General features: G+C 35.1%; 13 protein-coding genes. 9 read left to right on the forward strand and 4 right to left on the reverse strand.

Annotated features, from left to right (window positions below; translation table 11 throughout):
* Positions 1-221 precede the first annotated feature (221 nt).
* From OGZ34_RS12135 to OGZ34_RS12145, 3 genes are all read right to left on the reverse strand, one after another.
* A complete protein-coding gene (locus tag OGZ34_RS12135) occupies positions 222-1,634 on the reverse strand; it encodes an aryl-sulfate sulfotransferase (RefSeq protein WP_263360355.1) in 1,413 nt (470 codons plus the stop codon).
* A 149-nt stretch (positions 1,635-1,783) separates the two neighbouring features.
* Complete coding sequence (locus OGZ34_RS12140) at positions 1,784-3,295, reverse strand: RagB/SusD family nutrient uptake outer membrane protein (protein ID WP_263360356.1); 1,512 nt, start codon at positions 3,293-3,295, stop codon at positions 1,784-1,786.
* A 35-nt stretch (positions 3,296-3,330) separates the two neighbouring features.
* Positions 3,331-6,429 (reverse strand): SusC/RagA family TonB-linked outer membrane protein, encoded by a 3,099-nt coding sequence (locus OGZ34_RS12145; RefSeq protein ID WP_173966922.1) that lies wholly within the window; start codon positions 6,427-6,429, stop codon positions 3,331-3,333.
* Between the two features lie 680 nt (positions 6,430-7,109).
* Here OGZ34_RS12145 and OGZ34_RS12150 point away from each other — a divergent pair.
* Positions 7,110-7,748 (forward strand): sugar-binding protein, encoded by a 639-nt coding sequence (locus tag OGZ34_RS12150; RefSeq protein WP_263360357.1) that lies wholly within the window; start codon positions 7,110-7,112, stop codon positions 7,746-7,748.
* 663 nt (positions 7,749-8,411) lie between these two features.
* Here OGZ34_RS12150 and OGZ34_RS12155 read toward each other — a convergent pair.
* Positions 8,412-9,452 (reverse strand): LacI family DNA-binding transcriptional regulator, encoded by a 1,041-nt coding sequence (locus OGZ34_RS12155; RefSeq protein WP_173966920.1) that lies wholly within the window; start codon positions 9,450-9,452, stop codon positions 8,412-8,414.
* Positions 9,453-9,682: 230 nt separating this feature from the next.
* Between OGZ34_RS12155 and OGZ34_RS12160 the strand changes: the two genes are divergently transcribed.
* From OGZ34_RS12160 to OGZ34_RS12195, 8 genes are all read left to right on the forward strand, one after another.
* Positions 9,683-10,774: a mevalonate kinase family protein gene (locus OGZ34_RS12160; RefSeq protein WP_263360358.1), complete on the forward strand. Its 1,092-nt coding sequence runs from the start codon at positions 9,683-9,685 to the stop codon at positions 10,772-10,774.
* Positions 10,775-10,982: 208 nt separating this feature from the next.
* Positions 10,983-11,858 carry a sugar phosphate nucleotidyltransferase gene (locus OGZ34_RS12165; RefSeq protein WP_263360359.1) on the forward strand — a complete coding sequence of 292 codons (876 nt, stop codon included), beginning with the start codon at positions 10,983-10,985 and terminating at the stop codon, positions 11,856-11,858.
* A 185-nt stretch (positions 11,859-12,043) separates the two neighbouring features.
* Positions 12,044-13,417, forward strand: coding sequence for a sugar MFS transporter (locus OGZ34_RS12170; RefSeq protein WP_173966917.1), 1,374 nt, complete (start codon positions 12,044-12,046; stop codon positions 13,415-13,417).
* A 32-nt stretch (positions 13,418-13,449) separates the two neighbouring features.
* Complete coding sequence (nagB, locus tag OGZ34_RS12175) at positions 13,450-15,378, forward strand: glucosamine-6-phosphate deaminase (RefSeq protein WP_263360360.1); 1,929 nt, start codon at positions 13,450-13,452, stop codon at positions 15,376-15,378.
* A 439-nt stretch (positions 15,379-15,817) separates the two neighbouring features.
* The gene (locus tag OGZ34_RS12180) at positions 15,818-16,054 is read left to right on the forward strand and encodes a DUF3820 family protein (RefSeq protein WP_173966915.1); all 237 of its coding nucleotides are present in this window, start codon (positions 15,818-15,820) and stop codon (positions 16,052-16,054) included.
* 149 nt (positions 16,055-16,203) lie between these two features.
* Positions 16,204-16,473 (forward strand): DUF6625 family protein, encoded by a 270-nt coding sequence (locus tag OGZ34_RS12185; protein WP_263360361.1) that lies wholly within the window; start codon positions 16,204-16,206, stop codon positions 16,471-16,473.
* Positions 16,474-17,310: 837 nt separating this feature from the next.
* On the forward strand, positions 17,311-18,153 hold the full coding sequence (locus OGZ34_RS12190) for a DUF6625 family protein (protein WP_263360362.1): 843 nt from the start codon (positions 17,311-17,313) through the stop codon (positions 18,151-18,153).
* A gap of 179 nt (positions 18,154-18,332) precedes the next feature.
* The gene (locus tag OGZ34_RS12195) at positions 18,333-18,650 is read left to right on the forward strand and encodes an HlyD family secretion protein (protein ID WP_263360363.1); all 318 of its coding nucleotides are present in this window, start codon (positions 18,333-18,335) and stop codon (positions 18,648-18,650) included.
* Positions 18,651-18,773 lie beyond the last annotated feature (123 nt).

An 18,773-nucleotide genomic window follows, 5' to 3' on the forward strand; every position in this document is an offset into this window, starting at 1 on the left:
AGTATTAACCAGCTGGTTCCAGTTATTTTAATACATAGAAACATAGCTTCTGTTTACTTAAAAAAGGCGTTTCACTTATTTAAAATGCACAAAGCCAACTATGTGAAAGAAATGAGTTTCTAATGGTTTTCTTTTTTGCACCTAAAAATCTATGTCTCTATGTGTTTATAATTTTTTTAGTCTAAACGTCTTGTATTGTCATTTCCAACAAGATCGTACCTTTAATTCAATAGAAATGGTTTTAAGTTTTCTTCGGGAATGAATTGCACCCGATAAGGCGGAATTTCAGATTCTAATGCCCATAATAAAACTCCTTTTTTATTGGTTAAAACCGTAATATGTCTTTTGGAACAACAAGCCAAAATGAGTTCTTTGTTTATCATATAAGCACTTCCCATTCTGTCGTTGTAAACGTCTTTTGGCAATAGTATATGGAAATCCAGTTTTACAGTTTTACCTTTTTCATCTACTTTTAGTGCAAAAACAGAAGATTGCTTTTTATCGACTCCGTTATCAAAAAACATCAGATTGCCTTCAGGATTGATGTGGGCGGCGTGTGCCTGAGAGAAATCGCTGTCTTGCGACATTTTAAGATTTCCACCTCTTCCTAATTTCCAGAGTACCTTTCCGGTTTTGGCATCTATTTTCCAGATTTGACCGTTGTTGTAAAACGAGATCAGGAAATTACCATCTTTATCATAGTTTAAACTGTTGGCATGCATCCAGTCTTTCTTGGTTTGGAGTAGTTTTTTATCTTTCATGGGATCTAAATCATCAAAAACGCTCCATTTCCAAAGCTGTTTTCCTTTTTTGTCCAAAATCAGAATCCCGTCGCCATTAATCGTATCTTTTTGTTTTCCGCCAATAGAACTTAGATCGGTTATTCTTTGATCGACAAGTAAAGTGACAATTTCATTGGCCGATTTTTTGATGATTTCGTGATGAATCACCTGTTTCAAATCGCCCTGTCCTTTTTTGATATGGGTTAAGGTATCTCCTTGTAAATTGATTTCGAGTATCTCACTTCCGTAACTTGTAGGCTCATCATTTTTCCCCAGAATGGCAATAATGCTTTGCTCTTTGGTAAAATGAGTCACTTTAAACCCCGTTCCTTCAACGGTATGGTACCATCTTAAATTGCCTTTATAATCTACAATATAAGCGACTCCCGGTGTTTCTCTTTTGGCTAGTAGCATAAATCCTTTTTTGAAATTTTCCGGTACCAGTTCGGGTTTGGGGCAGTTTGCTTTGAATTGTTTCTGCAGCCATTCCGGCAATTTTCGGGATTTGAAGGTATATACTTTGCTGCTGTCTTTTTCCTGTCCGTTGCTCGTTATCAATTGAAAGCTATAATTTGTCTCAGGAGTGATGTTGCAAAAGACTAAAGAATGGGAGCTGCCTGTTTTTGAAATTGGAGAGGTTATTTTATATTTTATTCCTTTCTGATCAGACCAGTATTGGGCATAGACCTGAACATTTTCATTCGTAGTGACATCGATTTGAATTTTCAATTCGTTGTTACCATGAGTGCCAATAGTGATGTTCTTGATCGGATTGACCTGATTTTTAGAACAGCTTGCGATTGTAAGCAATATCCAAATAAAAACTCCTTTTACTATTACATTTTTAATCATCTGAAAGGCTTCTTTTTATGAGACAGAAAAGTTATACTCTTGGTATTAAAATTATTAAAAAACATCCAGTATAATCAGCTTAACTTCTTTAGGGCTAAAAATCAGGAACAGCAGGTTTTGAAATACCTGCCTGTTCCTGATCTGATTTTTTATTGTCTGTCGGCGTTACTCAGGTTAGGGTTTAAGTCCACCTGACTTTGCGGATAGGTATAATACTTATTTTTAGGCATGGTGATAGGTGCGGTTTCTCCAACTCTTACATGATAGGCGTTTACCAGAACATCAAATTTATTCATTCGGATTAAGTCCTGACGACGTTTTCCTTCATAGAATAATTCCCATCCTCTTTCCTGTAAAATAGCATCTCTTAAGGAAGATTTATTGTAATCTGATATAACCAGCAGTTTGGCATGGGATCTTCCTTTTACCTGATTGATAAGGTCTATGGCTTCTGCAGTTGGACCGTTTATCTCGTTTAAAGCTTCGGCTCTGCTTAACAATACATCTGCATAACGCAATATGTTTACACTGTGACCGTCATAATAAGTAGTAGTTTCATCGTCGGCATATTTTCTCGTCGACACATCAGGCATATAGAATTCTCCTTTTGGTGGCTGGGCTCCTAAGGAAGGCGCTTGTTTGTGCAGCAATTTATCAGTGCCCATAAACTCCGGGAAGAAACATTTTTTTCGATCATCTTCATTACCAAAAGTGTTGTAAAAATCCCAGTTTACGGTATAATACTGCCATCTGTTTTCAACAACGGGATGGTCTATCGGGCCAAAATGGTTCAAAAGTTCGGTTCCGTTTACATTGGCATCACTAAGGGAAGAAAAGATGTTTTCACTGCACCATTTGTTACTTTCTTTAAAAAGTCCTAAATAAGTAGGGAACAGGCTGTATTCGTTGAGGTTCATGACTTGTTGTGTAAGAGTAGCTACTTTTTGCCAGTCATGATTTCGTAAATACAATTTTGCCAATAGCGTTAAGGCAGCGCCTTTTGTAGCACGTCCTACGTCATTACTTTCATAAATTGCATTTTTCTTGTAGTTAACGGGTAAAACGGCAGCAACATCATTCAAATCTTTAATTAAAAGCGCTTCTATAGTTTCAACAGAAGAAGGCGGTGTTTGCTCCAGATAGTTTGGATTGTCTAAGTTGGCTTCTGTTACGAGGATAACAGGTCCCCATGCATCTGTTAAATCCATGTAAGCAGAAGCTCTTAAAAATTTAGCTTCGGCTATAAACTGAGTTCGTTCTGCGTCCGTGATACCGCTCATTTTGGTAATATTAAAAATGGCAAAATTAGCGTTGGCTACCAACTTGTACATAGCATTCCAGTCTTCCAGAAGTAAACCATTGGCAGAATTCCAAAGCCCTAAAGATAATTGCCCTGGGTCACCACCGTATTGGCAATGACCTAAATCTGTAGCGATATCTGTTAAAGCAAAATGTCTTGTTGCCCAATACGAAAAGTTGTCTCCCACGGAAGGACCTTTTAATCTTCCGTAAATAGAATTAATAGAAGCAATAGCATCCGATTTGGTTTGGAATCCATTTGTATCGGTCAAACTGCTATACACGGTAGGATCAAGGTCCTCATTGCATGAAAATTGCAAACCGGCTGTCAGTAAGAGGAATATAATTGTATATTTTTTCATTTTAATAAATTTTATGTTACTAAAAAACTTTTTGACTAATGAATGGCAACCTTAATACCCAAAATGATGGTTCGTGAAGCCGGGAATGAATTAAAATCGATTCCTCCTCCTAAGTTTTGTTTGGTAGTATCGTTAGTGAAATGTCCATTAACCTCGGGATCGTTTCCTGAATATTTTGTAATAGTCAGCAGGTTTTGTCCGATGGCATACACTCTGATATTATCAATGAATTTAACCTGTTTCAAAACACTTTCAGGAATAGAGTATCCAATAGAGAGATTTTTTAGGCGCAGATAAGAGGCTTCCTCGACAAATTTTGAATTGACATAACTGCCATAAGTGCTTTTGTAATAGCCGTCTCTTGGAACATCAGTATTTTCATTGGTACCGGCAACCCATCGATTTAATGCGTCGGTACTTGTTGTTGATTCCCCAACCATTTTGGTCATGTTGTAAACCGAATAATCAAAAGCTCCTTGAAAAAAGATATTTAGATCGAAGTTTCCAATTTTAAAATCATTGTTAAATCCAAGGGTATAATGAGGTGTTGAATTGCCTAAATAAGTTCTGTCGGCTGCTGTTATTGCACCATCACCATCTAAATCCTCGTATTTTGGATCTCCCGGTTTAGACAAGGGCTGTGGAGCATATACCTCTCCCGTTTTGATGACTCCGGCATATTTAAAACCATATAGTACCCCCATTTCTTTGCCCGGTTCCAGTCTTGTAAATTCTCGTCCCGAAACAGTTCCGCTTGGGTTAGAGGTGTTTTGACTGATAATAGCAACATTATCGGCAAGAGAAACTACTTCTTGTTTGTTGTAAGCAACATTTAATGAGGTAGTCCATAAGAAACGATCGTTTCTGAAATTGGTACTTGTAATGCCTAATTCAATACCTCTATTGTCAATAACTCCGGAGTTGATGGTTTGGGTATTAAAGCCCCACCAGCCACCAATAGGAACTTTAAGAAGTGCATCGGTAGTTCTCTTTTTATAGACATCGATTGTGGCCGTTATTCTGTCATTAAAAAGTCCCATATCTAAACCAATATCGGTCTGAGTAGTTTGTTCCCATTTTAAATCTTTGTTGGCTAAGTTGGCAGGTTCAGTACCATTAGAAAAATTTCCATCTCCAATCGTTACTCCCCAGGCTTTTAAAGTAGGCATAAAAGCATAATCTCCAATACCGTCTGCCCCCGTAACACCATAACTAACTCTTAATTTAAGATCGGAGATCGTTTTGGAGTTTTGCATAAAAGACTCGTTCGATATTTTCCAGGCTACGGCTCCCGATGGGAAAGTACCATAGGAATTATTACTTCCAAAACGAGATGAGCCGTCCCTTCTTAGGGTAAAAGCAGCCAGGTATCGGTCGTTAAAAGAATAATTTAGCCTTCCGAAATAAGAAGTCAGCTTTGTTTCGATTTTTTCTGTTTCGGGTTTCAAATAAACCGCTGCGGCATCAAGATTGTGATAGGTCAACACATCGTTAGAAAAGCCTGTACCTGCCGCTTTTAAAAATTCATAAGTGTCTTTCTGATTAGAAGTTCCAATCATGGCACTTATGGAATGTTCGTTTATATTGAATTTATAAGTCAGATATTGATCAGTACTCCATCTAAAATAGGTTTTGTTTTCCTCAGAACCGGATCCCTTCAAAGCTGCTCCCGCTACTAGTGTTCTTGGAGTATATTTTCCTTCGATGTTTTCCTGCCATTCAGCACCTGCACCAAAGTGATAGGTTAGCCCTTTAATGATCTCATAGTCCAAAAACATATTCCCGTTAACCAATCTGTTTATGATATGATCTGTAGGTTCTAATAAAAGTGCTAAAGCATTATCTTTTCCTTGAAATTTGTAATAAGAACCATCAGCATTATATATCGGAATGGTAGGTGGAGCAGTCTGAATAGAAAACATTGGGGATAAAATGTTATCTCCAAAATCGCTGTTGTTTCCTTCGCTGGCGGCCCCGTAAATATTAGTACCTACATTTAAACGGTCATTAAATCTTTTTTCGCCACCCATTCTTACACTGTATCTTTTAAAATCGGTATTTTCGATAGCTCCGGTTTGTTTGATATAGTTTCCCGAAAGAAAAAATTTAGATGTTTTATCACTTCCGCTAAAAGTAATGGTTCTGTTTATTACTTCTCCGGGACGTGTTGCTGCCTTAAACCAGTTGGTATTTGCAATAGGAAAATCAGAAGAAAAAACAGGAGGTCTTCCATTTTCTCTTGCAATTGCATTTTGGATGTCGGCATATTGTTGTCCGTTTATAAGAGAAGGTTCTTTAATGATGCTTTGAAAACCATCTGAGATTTCGGCTTCTATCTGCATTTTTCCTAATTTTCCTTTTTTGGTTGTAATCAGGATAACACCATTCGCTCCTCTTGAACCATAAATCGCAGTAGAAGAAGCATCTTTTAAGATCTGAATGTTCTCAATATCGTTTGGACTTATTGAGGCTCCGGTACTAGTGATGAAACCGTCTACAACATATAGAGGAGAATTAGAGTTATTAAGGGAATTTCCGCCCCTAATTACAATAGAAGGATTTGTCCCGGGAGCGTAGCTGTTTTGCTGTACCTGAACTCCGGAAGCACGACCTTGTAAGGCCTGACCAACATTGGAGATGGTACCTCCTAAATTCAAATTGTCTTTGCCAATAGAACTTACAGAACCGGTAAGGTCTTTTTTCTTGGCTTTTCCGTATCCAATAACTATTTCCTCTAATTTTTGTCCTACCTCTTTCATAACGATTTTTAAAGGCGAGGTTCCAATAGTTATTTCCTGATCTTCCATACCAATGTATGAAACGATAAGTTTGGTCACATTGTCTGCAACAGTAATAGCAAAACTTCCATCTGTATCAGTTTGTACTCCGGTATGGCTTCCTTTTACAACAACATTTGCTCCGGCTATCGGAAGTCCGTTTTGGTCTGTTACTTTACCCTTCACTGTTTTTTCAAAAAAGAATGCAATATCAGTTCTGCGATTTATTCTTACGGCTGAGGTCGCTGAAACCTGAACTGTAAAAACAAATACTAAAAAAAGTGTGAGTTTAATCTCTGTACCGGTAAGATTTTTTAGCCTCAAATCTCCGGGTCTTTTTTGGGTTAATAATTTCATACTTAAAATTGGGTTTGGTTAATGTTTATTTGTTTTTTTTCGTTTGTAAGCTTTAGACTTCTTTTTTTTATGAGATAACTTTTTTTAGGTTGTAATTTATCTTCTGACGAAATGGCTAAAAAACAATGGCCGTTCTATTTTAATCTTTTTGTATGGGGCTATTTCTTGTGGTTTTTTTGTTTTTTAGAACCAAGAAAAACCATTAAAAAATCTTTTAATTAACTTATTTTTAAGATTATGATCTAACGAAGCTATAGATTATATTTTTATAAAACAAGAAAAAACAATAAAAATGTGCTCGAACACACATAATTAATGTTCTCGAGCACATTTTTTTGTGCAAAACATTTTTTTTTACTTAAATTCGTGTGGTTATTGTTGAATTACTAAGAAGCAAAAGAGTAATTATTTTTTGATGTATTTTAGTATTAAATACTGTTTTGTTGTGCTATTTGTGTTATTTGTGTTAAAATAGCGACAGATTTGTTAGTGATGGGTTTGGTATTTTAGTAAGAAATAAAGGCTGTTCTTATGTATTTATTCTGAAAAATGCCGTGTTTTCTTTTATTAAATTTTAACCTACATTCGTAATTCACAAAAAACAAAAAAAAGATGCCGATTGGAGCAATCTTCAGAATCTGAAATGTTAAAAAAATTAACAAAAATAAAAATCAATTATAGTGAAAGAATATCAGGTAGTTTTACGAGATAAGAGACAGAAAAAGGGCATAGAAGATTCTGTTGTTTCTTTTTGGGAAAATGCAAATTGCCTCACTGATTTTTGCTCCGCATGGAAAAGTGATTCATTTTCAAAAATAGAATTCAGAGCTTTTTGGGATCTCGAAAATCTTTTTTTTAAATTCAGGGTTTTTGATACCCATATTTATCTGGATCAAAAAGACGATAGTTTTGATAGTATCAGAAATTCAGATCGTGTAGAATTATTTTTTAGGACTAATGAATCTTTAGAACCGTATTATTGTTTAGAAATCGACACAGCTGGACGTGTAATGGATTTTAAAGCACGTCCCGATAAGGACTTTGATTTTGATTGGAAATGGTCTAAAAAAGATTTAGAAATCACGACTTCAAAAGATGAGATCTCTTTCACTGTCGAAGGTCGAATTAGTATTCAATCCCTAAAAGATTTGAATTTAATACAGAACAACACTATTGAAGCAGGGGTTTTTAGAGCGAAATTTGCTCAGAATACAAATCAGGAATACGAACCTACCTGGATTTCGTGGGTAAATCCTAATACTGAAACACCTAATTTTCATATTGCTTCTTCTTTTGGGAAATTTATCTTGATGGAGTAGTGGCTTCTGAAGTAAGATGGTTTTTCCACAAAGATTCACGAAGGAATCACAAAGCTTCACGAAGTTTTTTTACATTTTTTGTGTATTTAGGCTTTGGGGCCAGGAGTCTTGTGACGGTTAATTTAAATTTTTAAGGATAAGTTGAATTTTAGAAACAATCTCGCAAAGGCGCTAGGTCGCAAACTTTTTTATGCGTGATGCTTATTGTTTTTATTTGTATGTTTCGTTCCTATGGAATTTTTACATTACGAAGTTTTGTTTCAGCAGGTTTATATTGTTTTAGATTAAGAAAGATCTGTAAAATCTGCCAGATCTATTGGAAAAAACAAACAGTAAAGAATCGATACCAAAAAACCTTGCAGTCTTGTTAGGATCATTAGTTTGATTAAAAAATATCCGCGTAAATCTGCTTAAATCTGTCAAATCTGCGTGAAAAAACAAAGATTCAATAAGGCAAACGTAATAGTACACGGATGGTACTGATTCGCTTTGCGAAGACGCGGATTAATACGGATTTTTTGTTTGTTTTGTGACTTTTTGAAATAGATCAATACTTTGAAGGAACTCTGCGAAATGCTTTTTCCTGCAGAGTTTTTTTAAGTCATTTTTTGTGTATCTCTGTGTGAGCTTGGTGAGGCTATGTGTAACAAAACGCTGCGAATTTTAAGAAACGTAAAAAGAAGCATTCTCAACGTTAATAATATCGATGGGTAGTAAAATGGTTTCCGGAATATCTTTTCGGAATAAAAAGTGCTCCACCAAAGTACTAACACCTAAATAAGCCTGTCTCTTTTGATTCTGATGAATTAAGAAATGAACCAGTCCCTGATTTAAAAAGTTGACATTTTTCTCTACTAAATCGTACCCAATAATCGCAATCTTTTTATTTTGAACAGAAGACAGAATAGAGGCAATTTGATAAGCTTTTGAGGTGGTGATAAAAATTCCTTTCAGATTTGGATTTTCGTCTAAAAATGCAGAAAATTTAGTTTCAACATTCGGATGTTTTAATTTTAGAGTAGTCAGTGAAAAGCTGCGGATTTTTTTCTCATCAAAATAACTTCTGAACCCCTTTTCCTTTTCCTGCATGTGCACAGCATTTTTAAGGCTTTCGTCAATATGAATGATGGCAATCTGGCCTTCTGTTAAAATCAGATTCATTAAACTGGCAGCTACACGACCGCTTTTATGTAAATCCTGTCCAACAAAACTTTTAATGGATTCGCCTTCAATCTGGTTGTTAAACGTATTCACCATGATGTTTAAATCATCGTATTGTTTTACGATTCCCACTGTTTCTTTGTGGAATAGAGGAGCAATCAAAACCGCATCAGGCGATTTTTTGACAATTGCTTCATTGGTGCTTAAAAATGATTTGGTGCTTTCCGGATTAAAAAAGTGTGTTTCAATAATAACACTATAAGCTTTAAATTCGGTAATAGCATCCTGGATTCCGTTTACACAGGGAAGCCAGTAGGGATCAATTTCAGGATCGGGAAGTAAAACACAGATTCTGTAAACCTTTGTGTTTTTTAAATTTCGTGCAATTAAATTCGGCTCATAATTGATGACGTTCAGGACTTCATTTATTTTATCTAAGGCCGCAGGAGAAACTTTTCCTCTGTTATGCAAAACCCTGTCGACAGTTCCTTTAGAAACTCCGGCCATTTTTGCTATATCCTTAATGGTGTACTTTTTATCCATATAAGCAAATATAGAAACTTTGATTTAATTTTTTTAAAATTCTGTAAGAATTAATTAGTGTGCTCGAGAACATTTTAATGGTGTGTTCGAGCACATTTTTCTTTTTTTTCTTGTTTTATAAAAATATAATCTATAGTTTCGTAGAATCAAAATCAAAAGAATAAAACAAATCCTTAACCAATTTGCATTGTAATTTATTGTTTTACAGTGCTTTATTATAAAATTTTTAAGTGAAAAAAATTACTTCATTAGCCCCGGGCAGAACCTGCCTCTTCGGAGACCATCAGGATTATTTAGGATTGCCGGTTATCGCCTGTGCAATCGATCGAAATATACAACTATCTGCCGAACAAAACCTAACTCAAACATTTGTTTTAAATATGATTGATATTAATGAGATTCGTATCATTGATATCGATGCCACTTTCGACAAATTAGAGCCCAGAGATTATTTTGCTTCGTCCTTACGGGTATTGCGCAGATACGGCTGTGTGCCTAATGTTGGCTACGACATTACCATTACTGGAGATATTCCAATAAACTCCGGAACGTCGAGTTCTTCCGCTTTATTGATGGCATGGATTCGTTTTTTAATCGATGCTTTTGGAATTGATCGTGAAGTTACTCCCGAGTTTATTTCTAAATTAGGTTATGAATCTGAAGTTTTAGAACATGGAGAACCAGGCGGAATGATGGATCATTTTAGCATTGGGGTAGGGAATATCGTGTACATTAATACCAAAGATCCTTTTTCGTATAAAATAATAGGGACGAACTTAAAAGGCCTTGTTACTGGAGTTTCAGGAGTTCCAAAAGAAACTATCGGTTTGTTGGGAGAGATAAAAGGAAATGCTTTAATGTCAATTGATATTGTAAAGCAAAACTTCCCTGATTTTGATCTGTATGCTTCCGAAGTAGAAGATCTGGACCGCTATCGAAATTGTCTGCCGGACCGATTGATTCCTTTCTTCGAAGCAGCCTTAAAAAATTATCATTATACCAAAGAAGCTTTAAAAGAGTTTGAAAAACCAGTTTTAGATCTTAAAAAAATTGGGGAATTGATGAATCTGCATCATGAGGTTTTACGCGATTTATTAAAAGTTACTGTGCCCCGTATTGATGCTATGATCAATGCCGCTTTGCGTGCAGGTGCCTATGGAGCAAAAATTGTGGGTTCCGGTGGTGGCGGAAGTATTGTCGTTATCGCAAATCCGGAAAAAGAAGATTTGGTTATCGAAGCCATTTTAAAAGCAGGGGCTCTGGAAGCTTATGCCGTGTCCGTTGATCCTGGCGTCAGGGTTATTGAAAATGTGGAGATTTAAGCTTTGAAATGTGAAATGTGAGAGGTGAGTTTTGGTAACATGAAACCTGAAACATGAAACCTGAAACATGAAACCTGAAACATGAAACATGAAACCTGAAACATGAAACCTGAAACATGAAACCTGAAACATGAAACATGAAACTTCAAACCTGAAACAATTTTAATCCAAGAGATTTAAGGAAATTCAAAATGAAAAATATATAAATATGCATAATAATTTAGTTATTCTTGCGGGTGGTGCATCCTCACGCATGAAAAAAGAAGCCATTTCAGACAATTTATCTGCAGAAGAAATTGCGCAGGCAAATGAAAGAAGTAAAGGGTTAATAGGAGTTGGAGCAAGCGGAAGGCCTTTGTTGGATTATCTTTTGCTAAACGCTAAAAAAGCAGGATATAAAAACATCTACATTATCATTGGTGAGCAGGGTGAGCTTTTTAAAGAATTTTACGGAAGCCATAACACTGATAATGATTTTCACGGACTCAATATTTCATTCGCTGTTCAGTACATTCCCGAAGGAAGAGTAAAACCATTTGGTACTGCCGATGCTTTGTTTCAGGCGGTAGAACAGTTTCCGGAATTAAACACGCAGCAATATTCAGTTTGTAACAGTGATAACTTGTATTCAGCAGCTGCTTTATTGGCGCTTAGGGAAACCAATAGTCCAAACGCTTTTATTGCTTACGATCGTGAGGCTTTGGAATTTCCTTCTGAAAGAATTTCCCGATTTGCTATTGCCAAATTGGATGAGAATAATCAGCTATTGGATATTTTAGAAAAACCTTCAGCCGATGTTTTGGCTGATTATAAAGACGTTGAAGGAAAAATAAGAGTAAGTATGAATGCTTTTAAGTTCAACGGAAGTACTTTGTATACACATTTAAAAAATTGCCCTGTTCATCCCGAACGCGACGAAAAAGAACTACCTACAGTATTATTAAATGCCGTAAAAGAAAACCCAAATACAACGGTGGGTATACCATTTTCAGAACACGTTCCGGATCTGACTGCTAAAGAAGATATTGCCGATGTAAAAGAATATTTAAAGCAGCATTATCCGGTTTTAGACTGGAACGCTTAGAAAAAATTAACAAAAAATTGATATCTAATTTACAGATAAGTATAACTTATTAGACTATTTTTGTTTTAAAATTGCAAAAAATACGCACTGAGTTGTGTTTAAATTGCAATATATTTGCAAAAAGTGTTGGTGTTATTTTAGATGGATAAAACAACTAATCTATTAACTATCAACCAAATAAAATTATGTCAAAAATTGAGACTGCAATACCTATAGAAAAGAGGAGTTCAATCATTCCGATGATTATTCTGACCGCATTATTTTTTATATTGGGATTTGTCACCTGGTTAAACGGACCTTTAATTCCTTTTTTCGAATTAGCGTGCGAGTTGTCTTCTTCTCAGGCTTATTTTGTAACTTTTGCTTTTTATATTGCCTATTTTGTAATGGCAATTCCATCATCCTGGGTAATTGAGAAAGTAGGCTATAAAAATGGTATTTCTTTAGGATTATTAATCATTGCAGCCGGAGCATTTATGTTTTATCCGGCCGCCGAAAGCCGAACTTTTTTATTGTTTCTAATTGCTTTATTTATCATGGGAACCGGTTTGGCTATTTTGCAAACGGCTTCCAATCCTTATGTAGTAGTGATTGGCCCAAGAGAAAGTGCAGCAGCCAGAATTAGTGTACTGGGAATTGCAAATAAACTGGCAGGTTTTGTAGCGCCATTGATATTAACAGCTTTGGTACTGTCAAACATGCAGGAGTTTACGGCAGATAAAATTGCGCTTTTGGACAGCGTTTCCAAAACAAATGCTTTAAATACTCTTGCATTACAATTGCAAAGACCTTATCTTTATATGGGATTGATTATAATGGTTTTAGCACTTTTGGTAAAACTGTCCCCGCTTCCGGAAATTGATCTGGATGAAGAAGGAAATGTAGCGCATTTGAGTATTTTTAAGCAAATCAGAAACGCTTTCAGACGTCCGCAATTGGTGCTGGGAGTAATAACTTTAATGTTGTATTTAGCAGCCGAAGTTTTAGCAGGAGACTCTATTGGAGGATTTGGAAAAGAATTAGGAGTATATGGAACCGAAGGGAATTTTTATTTAAAATTGACTTCATTTACCATGTCGGCAATGGTTGTGGGATATATATTAGGGATTACATTAATTCCAAAATATCTTTCGCAGGTAACAGCCCTGAAAGCGTCAGGAGTTTTGGGTGTAATTTTAGTATTGGCAATAGTTTTGATTTCGCCAAAAATTATGATTCAGCTGCCTGGAATCCCAAGCTTGCCGGTTGTTATTCTTTTGGTAGCATTGTTAGGACTGGCAAATGCACTTTGCTGGCCGGCAATTTGGCCAATGGCATTAGAGGATTTAGGGGGATATACTAAAATAGGAAGTGCAATATTGATTATGGGGATTATTGGAGGAGCGATTTTTCCTTTATTCTACGGAATGATCACAGAAAATATAAATGCATCAAATATCGCAAACGGTACCGCAGGAATTTCAAAAAGCGGGAATCAAATTGCTTATTTAATGCTCTTACCATCGTATTTAATGATCCTTTTTTATGCAGTAAAAGGACATAAGTATCGAAGCTGGTAAAGTGTAACGAGAAAAATTAAAAAGACTATATCATGTTAAAAAGTAAAATCGACAAAGCAACGGGGTTCGAGAAACGATTCGAAAACATCAATACAGTTGTTTTTGAAAATTCTGGCGATGCGTCAAAAGCAGTAGCTCAGGAAATTGCGGCTTTAATTCAATCCAAGCAAAAAGAAAATAAACCTTGTATTTTAGGTCTGGCAACTGGTTCTTCTCCAAAAGGGTTATATGCTGAACTGGTACGTTTACACAAAGAAGAAGGCTTGAGTTTTAAAAATGTAATTAGTTTTAACCTGGATGAATATTATCCAATGGAGCCTAATTCAATCAACAGTTACGTTCGTTTTATGAAAGAATTGTTGTTTGATCATGTCGATATTTTACCTGAGAATTACCACGTTCCGGACGGACTTTTAACTAAAGAGCAAATTGCGGATTATTGCCACGATTACGAAGCAAAAATAGAAGCACTTGGCGGAATCGATTTGCAGATTCTTGGAATTGGAGGTAACGGACATATTGGTTTTAATGAATCGGGATCGTTACAAAACTCTAAAACACGTTTAGTGGCTTTAGATCATATTACCAGAGTAGCAGCAAGTAAAGACTTTTTCGGATTGAGTAATACACCAAGAACAGCAATTACACTTGGAGTTAAAAAGATTATGGAAGCCAAACAGGTAATTTTACTGGCTTGGGGAGAAGGAAAAGCAAATATTGTAAAAAAATCAGTAGAAGATGAAGTGACCAACCGTGTACCGGCTTCATTTTTACAGGAACACAACAATGCTGTTTTTGTTTTAGACAAAGAGGCTTCTTCAAAACTAACCAGAATCAACAAACCATGGTTGGTAGAAAAAGTGATCTGGACCGATAAATTGACCCGTAAAGCGGTTTTAGGATTAGCACTTCAGCTTAAAAAACCAATTTTAATGCTTACCGATGCCGATTATATCGAAAACGGAATGAGTGATTTATTGGCTGATTCAGGTCCTGCATACGATATCAACATCAAAATATTCAATAAATTACAAAATACAATCACAGGATGGCCGGGAGGTAAACCAAATGCCGATGATACCAATCGTCCTGAAAGAGCAGAGCCTGCCAGAAAAAGAGTATTGATTTTCAGTCCGCACCCGGATGATGATATCATCAGTATGGGAGGAACTTTTATGCGTTTGCAGGAGCAGGGACATGAAGTGCATGTGGCGTATCAAACCTCTGGAAATATTGCAGTAGCCGATGATGAAGCTTTGCGTTTTGCAAGGTTCGTAATTGATTACAATGAAAAATTCGGAATCAAAAGTGCCGAAGCTGACAATATTTACCAAAAAGCGGAAACTTTCTTAACCAATAAAAAGAACAGCGAAATTGATATTCCTGAGGTTCGTTACATCAAAGGATTAATCAGAAAAGGAGAGGCGAGAGCGACCAGTCATTTCGTAGGTTTAACGGATGACCAGATTCATTTTATGGAATTACCATTCTATGAAACCGGAACAATCGAGAAAAAACCAATTGGGAAAGAAGATATTCAATTAACGATGGACTTAATTGAAAAAATTAAACCACATCAAATTTACGCTGCAGGAGATTTGGCAGATCCACACGGAACACATAAAGTTTGTCTGGACGCTATTTTTGAAGCCGTAAAAGCACTGAAACCAAAATCATTTATGGAGGATTGCTGGTTGTGGTTGTACCGTGGAGCATGGCAGGAATGGGGAATTGACGAAGTAGAGATGGCTGTGCCAATGAGCCCGGATCAGGTATTGGCAAAACGCCACGGAATCTTCAAGCATCAATCTCAAAAAGATGGTGTTGTTTTCCAGGGAACCGATGCCAGAGAATTTTGGCAAAGAGCCGAAGACAGAAATGCCGAAACAGCTGCTTTGTACCAACAGTTAGGTTTAGCGACCTATGCCGCAATGGAAGCTTTCGTGAGATGGCATTATTAAAAAAGGGACTAAGGTTCTGAGGTGTTAAGGTACTAAGGTTTTAAGTTTAAATATTCGCCACGAATTCATGAATTATTCTAAGTATAATTTGTGAATTCGTGGCGAAATCATTTACCCTAATAGCTGTCTTTTATTAATCGTTAGTTTGGCAGTACGTTTAAAAAAAAGGTTAAGGCCCTGCGACTGTAAACTGAGACTGAAAACTGAGACTGAAAACTGAGACTGAAAACTGAGACTGAAAACTGAGACTGAAAACTGCGACTGAAAACTGCGACTGTAAACTGAGACTGTAAACTGAGACTGTAAACTGAGACTGAAAAACTGAGACTGAAAACTATTTTTTAATCTGTGGCAAAAGAAAAAATTAATAGCTTTGCAACTAATCAGAAGCAAGAGAAAAGAAAATCTTTCCTCTTGCTTCTTTTTTCTTTATAAAAAAATGGAACCAGACAAAAAACTTCTCATCAAATTAGCCCATACCAAAATGCCTTTCGGAAAATACGAAGGCCGTTTTTTAATCGATTTACCCGAATATTACGTCGTTTGGTACCACAACAAGGGATTTCCAAAAGGAGAACTAGGACAGCAATTGGCGCTTATTTATGAGCTAAAATTGAACGGACTCGAGGAATTGATTCGTAATATTAAAAAACAATATCCTAAACCTTTAAAATAGTAAGAAAAATCCTTTGTGGTTTAATTTTTTTTATCTAAGTTTGGAATACAAAATATTATAATTTCTAAAAACAAATTGATACCACAGAATTCAAGACTGAATTTTTTAATGTGTACAAGTCAATGTTTTAGAATTATAATATTTTTTTTATGTCAAAACTTACTTCAATAGCAAGTCTTACTTGTTGGTACGGAAAATACCCTTGGTATTTCCCTTATTTTTTGCATTCCTGTTCTTTTAATCCAAGTGTTGATTTTTATATCATCACAGATAATCAGGAGAAAATCGAAAATAAGCCTGAAAACGTCACCATCGTTTTCAAAACCCTTCATGAAATAAAAGTTTCAGTCTCTGAAAAACTTGGTTTTACTTTAAATTCAGATCGTTGGTTTGAATATATGGGTACAGTGCGTAAATAGAAGACTATGAACAAATATGAGCATTTGATAATTTATTTTTTCGGTATACTTTTTCTTGTCGTCTTTTGGATTATACGTTTTAGAAAAATTCATAATCCTAAAGATTTAAAAAGAAAAGATATTTATTTAAAAAGTCTGTGTTTTAGATTTTATTTAGATTCTTTTATAATTATGGGCTTGATTTTTACCTTGATTCGAGAATTTTTTAAATTGTACAATGAATAAAAATCTAACAATAGACGTTATGAAGAATTACTTTTTTAGAGTAACTATTTAAGAGCCAATTTTATAAGATGGCGATAGGGGCCTCGTACTTTTTTATATAGAAAAAGATATTGTACCTAAAAAAAGTGATAGACAGTATGTATCCTAAGAAGAAAAAAATGAAACCATGAAAGTACAATATGAAGATTTTAAAATTCATCTGATAGGCTTATTCTTAATGATAATTTTTTGGATGACTTTTTATAAAGTATGTGAGAAGTTAAAATTTTTCACTGAAGATGACCTCTTTTTTAATAGTAAAACGTTGAGCTTTTACTGCATATCCGTTCCTATAGTAGTAGCCTACAGTATTGCTTTGATCTTAGAGTTTATTGAATTGTATAATCAGTAGTTACAGTGAAAATTGATTGAGTTAAAGAAGATAATCTGTGAAAGAAATCTGTAATGTTCAATAAAACAAATCTGAGTAATAAAGTAAGAAAAATCCTTTTTTATTAAGGTTTGTTTTACTACATTTGAAATTGAATTGTAATAGTTTCCAAAAGCAAGTTGATACCACAAGGGCAATTGTAAAATTGCAAATAATCAACTTTTAGAAACTATATGATTTGTATGTTTAAACCCGCTTCAATTGCATGTATTACCTGTTGGTATGGAGAATACCCGTGGTACTTCCCTTATTTTTTACATTCCTGCTCTTTTAATCCAACTATTGATTTCTATATCATTACTGACAATCAGGAGGAAATCAAAAACAAATCTAAAAATGTCAAAATCGTTATCAGAATCCTTGATGAGATAAAAGTTTTAGCTTATAAAAAGTTAGGTTTTCAGATAAACATTGATACCCCCTCAAAATTACGTGATTTTAAACCCGCCTATGGATTTTTGTTTTCTGATATTATTAGAAAGTATAAATTCTGGGCTTTCCATGACATTGATATTGTTTTTGGGTCAATTCGAACTTTCTTTCCTGATATAATTTTAAAATATGATATAATCAGTAGCCGACCACAGTATATAACAGGTTCGTTTTGTTTGTTCAGAAACAAAGAATACATCAATAGATTGTTTATGAAAAGTAAAGATTATAAAAAGGTTTTTACTAATCCTGAATATTTTGGTTTCGAGGAATGCAATTTTCTTTTTGAAGAATTAAAAAGGGGAACTTCAATATTAGAGATAGACAATCCAATAGAGAGTATGAGCTATATTGTTGAAAAAGAACAGAAAGAATCCCGAATAAAAGTCTACTATGATTTTCTATACATTGATGGTATATCTAAAGATATTGAATGGAATAAAGGGGTATTGACTTATGATAGATTTTTAGAAATCATGTTTTACCATTTTAAGGAATTTAAAACTTCCTGCGCACTACAAAGTGTGTTGAGACCTATGCCAATGCGATACAGTATTACAAAAACTGAGATACTGGAATCTAAAGCGATATAATTTGTTAGGGAGAATTAAAGAAAAATATAAAACTAAAATAAATGATAAAAATGTCACAAGTTAAGAAGAATATCGCTCCGTTTTGCTTGTTGTTACTTTCGTTTAACGTTGTTGCTCAGGACGGAAATAAAAAAATCATCAACAGGAGGACCGGCAACGCCAAATGAACTTATTGGTTTTTGGAAAATGGTTCGGGAAAGGTCAAAGTCGGACAAGGGGTAATCGTAAAACTGAACAATTATCCTTTTAACGAATATGGCTCCATAAAAGGAAGGGTTAGAAGAATTTCATTGGTGACCAATCAACAGACGCTTTCAGACAATCAGAATAAAATCAACTCTTATCTTGTAGATATAGATTTACCTCACGGATTAAAGACGAATTACGGAGTTGAATTGAATTTTCACGCCGAAGCAAAAGGAACCGCTGAGATTATTACCGAAGACAGACGATTGATTGAACGATTCTTTGATAACCTGAGGTATAAACTCAAATAATTTACCTTATAGCCCAATTTACCAGCATAAAAAAAGGCAAGATTAAAAAATATAATTAGGAGCATTCTTCAAAAAAACACCTAATTAAAAGTTAAAATTATTGATTACGGAAACAGGCAATCG

The sequence above is a fragment of the Flavobacterium collinsii genome, assembly GCF_946903285.1.
GTDB classification, from domain to species: domain Bacteria; phylum Bacteroidota; class Bacteroidia; order Flavobacteriales; family Flavobacteriaceae; genus Flavobacterium; species Flavobacterium collinsii.

What these genes read in the sequence shown, in the direction of transcription:
- OGZ34_RS12155 (WP_173966920.1), bottom strand. Translation starts at nt 9,452, where the DNA reads ATGGATAAAAAGTACACCATTAAGGATATAGCAAAAATGGCCGGAGTT.
- nagB (WP_263360360.1), top strand. Translation starts at nt 13,450, where the DNA reads ATGTTAAAAAGTAAAATCGACAAAGCAACGGGGTTCGAGAAACGATTC.
- OGZ34_RS12140 (WP_263360356.1), bottom strand. Translation starts at nt 3,295, where the DNA reads ATGAAAAAATATACAATTATATTCCTCTTACTGACAGCCGGTTTGCAA.
- OGZ34_RS12165 (WP_263360359.1), top strand. Translation starts at nt 10,983, where the DNA reads ATGCATAATAATTTAGTTATTCTTGCGGGTGGTGCATCCTCACGCATG.
- OGZ34_RS12145 (WP_173966922.1), bottom strand. Translation starts at nt 6,429, where the DNA reads ATGAAATTATTAACCCAAAAAAGACCCGGAGATTTGAGGCTAAAAAAT.
- OGZ34_RS12190 (WP_263360362.1), top strand. Translation starts at nt 17,311, where the DNA reads ATGTTTAAACCCGCTTCAATTGCATGTATTACCTGTTGGTATGGAGAA.
- OGZ34_RS12180 (WP_173966915.1), top strand. Translation starts at nt 15,818, where the DNA reads ATGGAACCAGACAAAAAACTTCTCATCAAATTAGCCCATACCAAAATG.
- OGZ34_RS12170 (WP_173966917.1), top strand. Translation starts at nt 12,044, where the DNA reads ATGTCAAAAATTGAGACTGCAATACCTATAGAAAAGAGGAGTTCAATC.
- OGZ34_RS12185 (WP_263360361.1), top strand. Translation starts at nt 16,204, where the DNA reads ATGTCAAAACTTACTTCAATAGCAAGTCTTACTTGTTGGTACGGAAAA.
- OGZ34_RS12135 (WP_263360355.1), bottom strand. Translation starts at nt 1,634, where the DNA reads ATGATTAAAAATGTAATAGTAAAAGGAGTTTTTATTTGGATATTGCTT.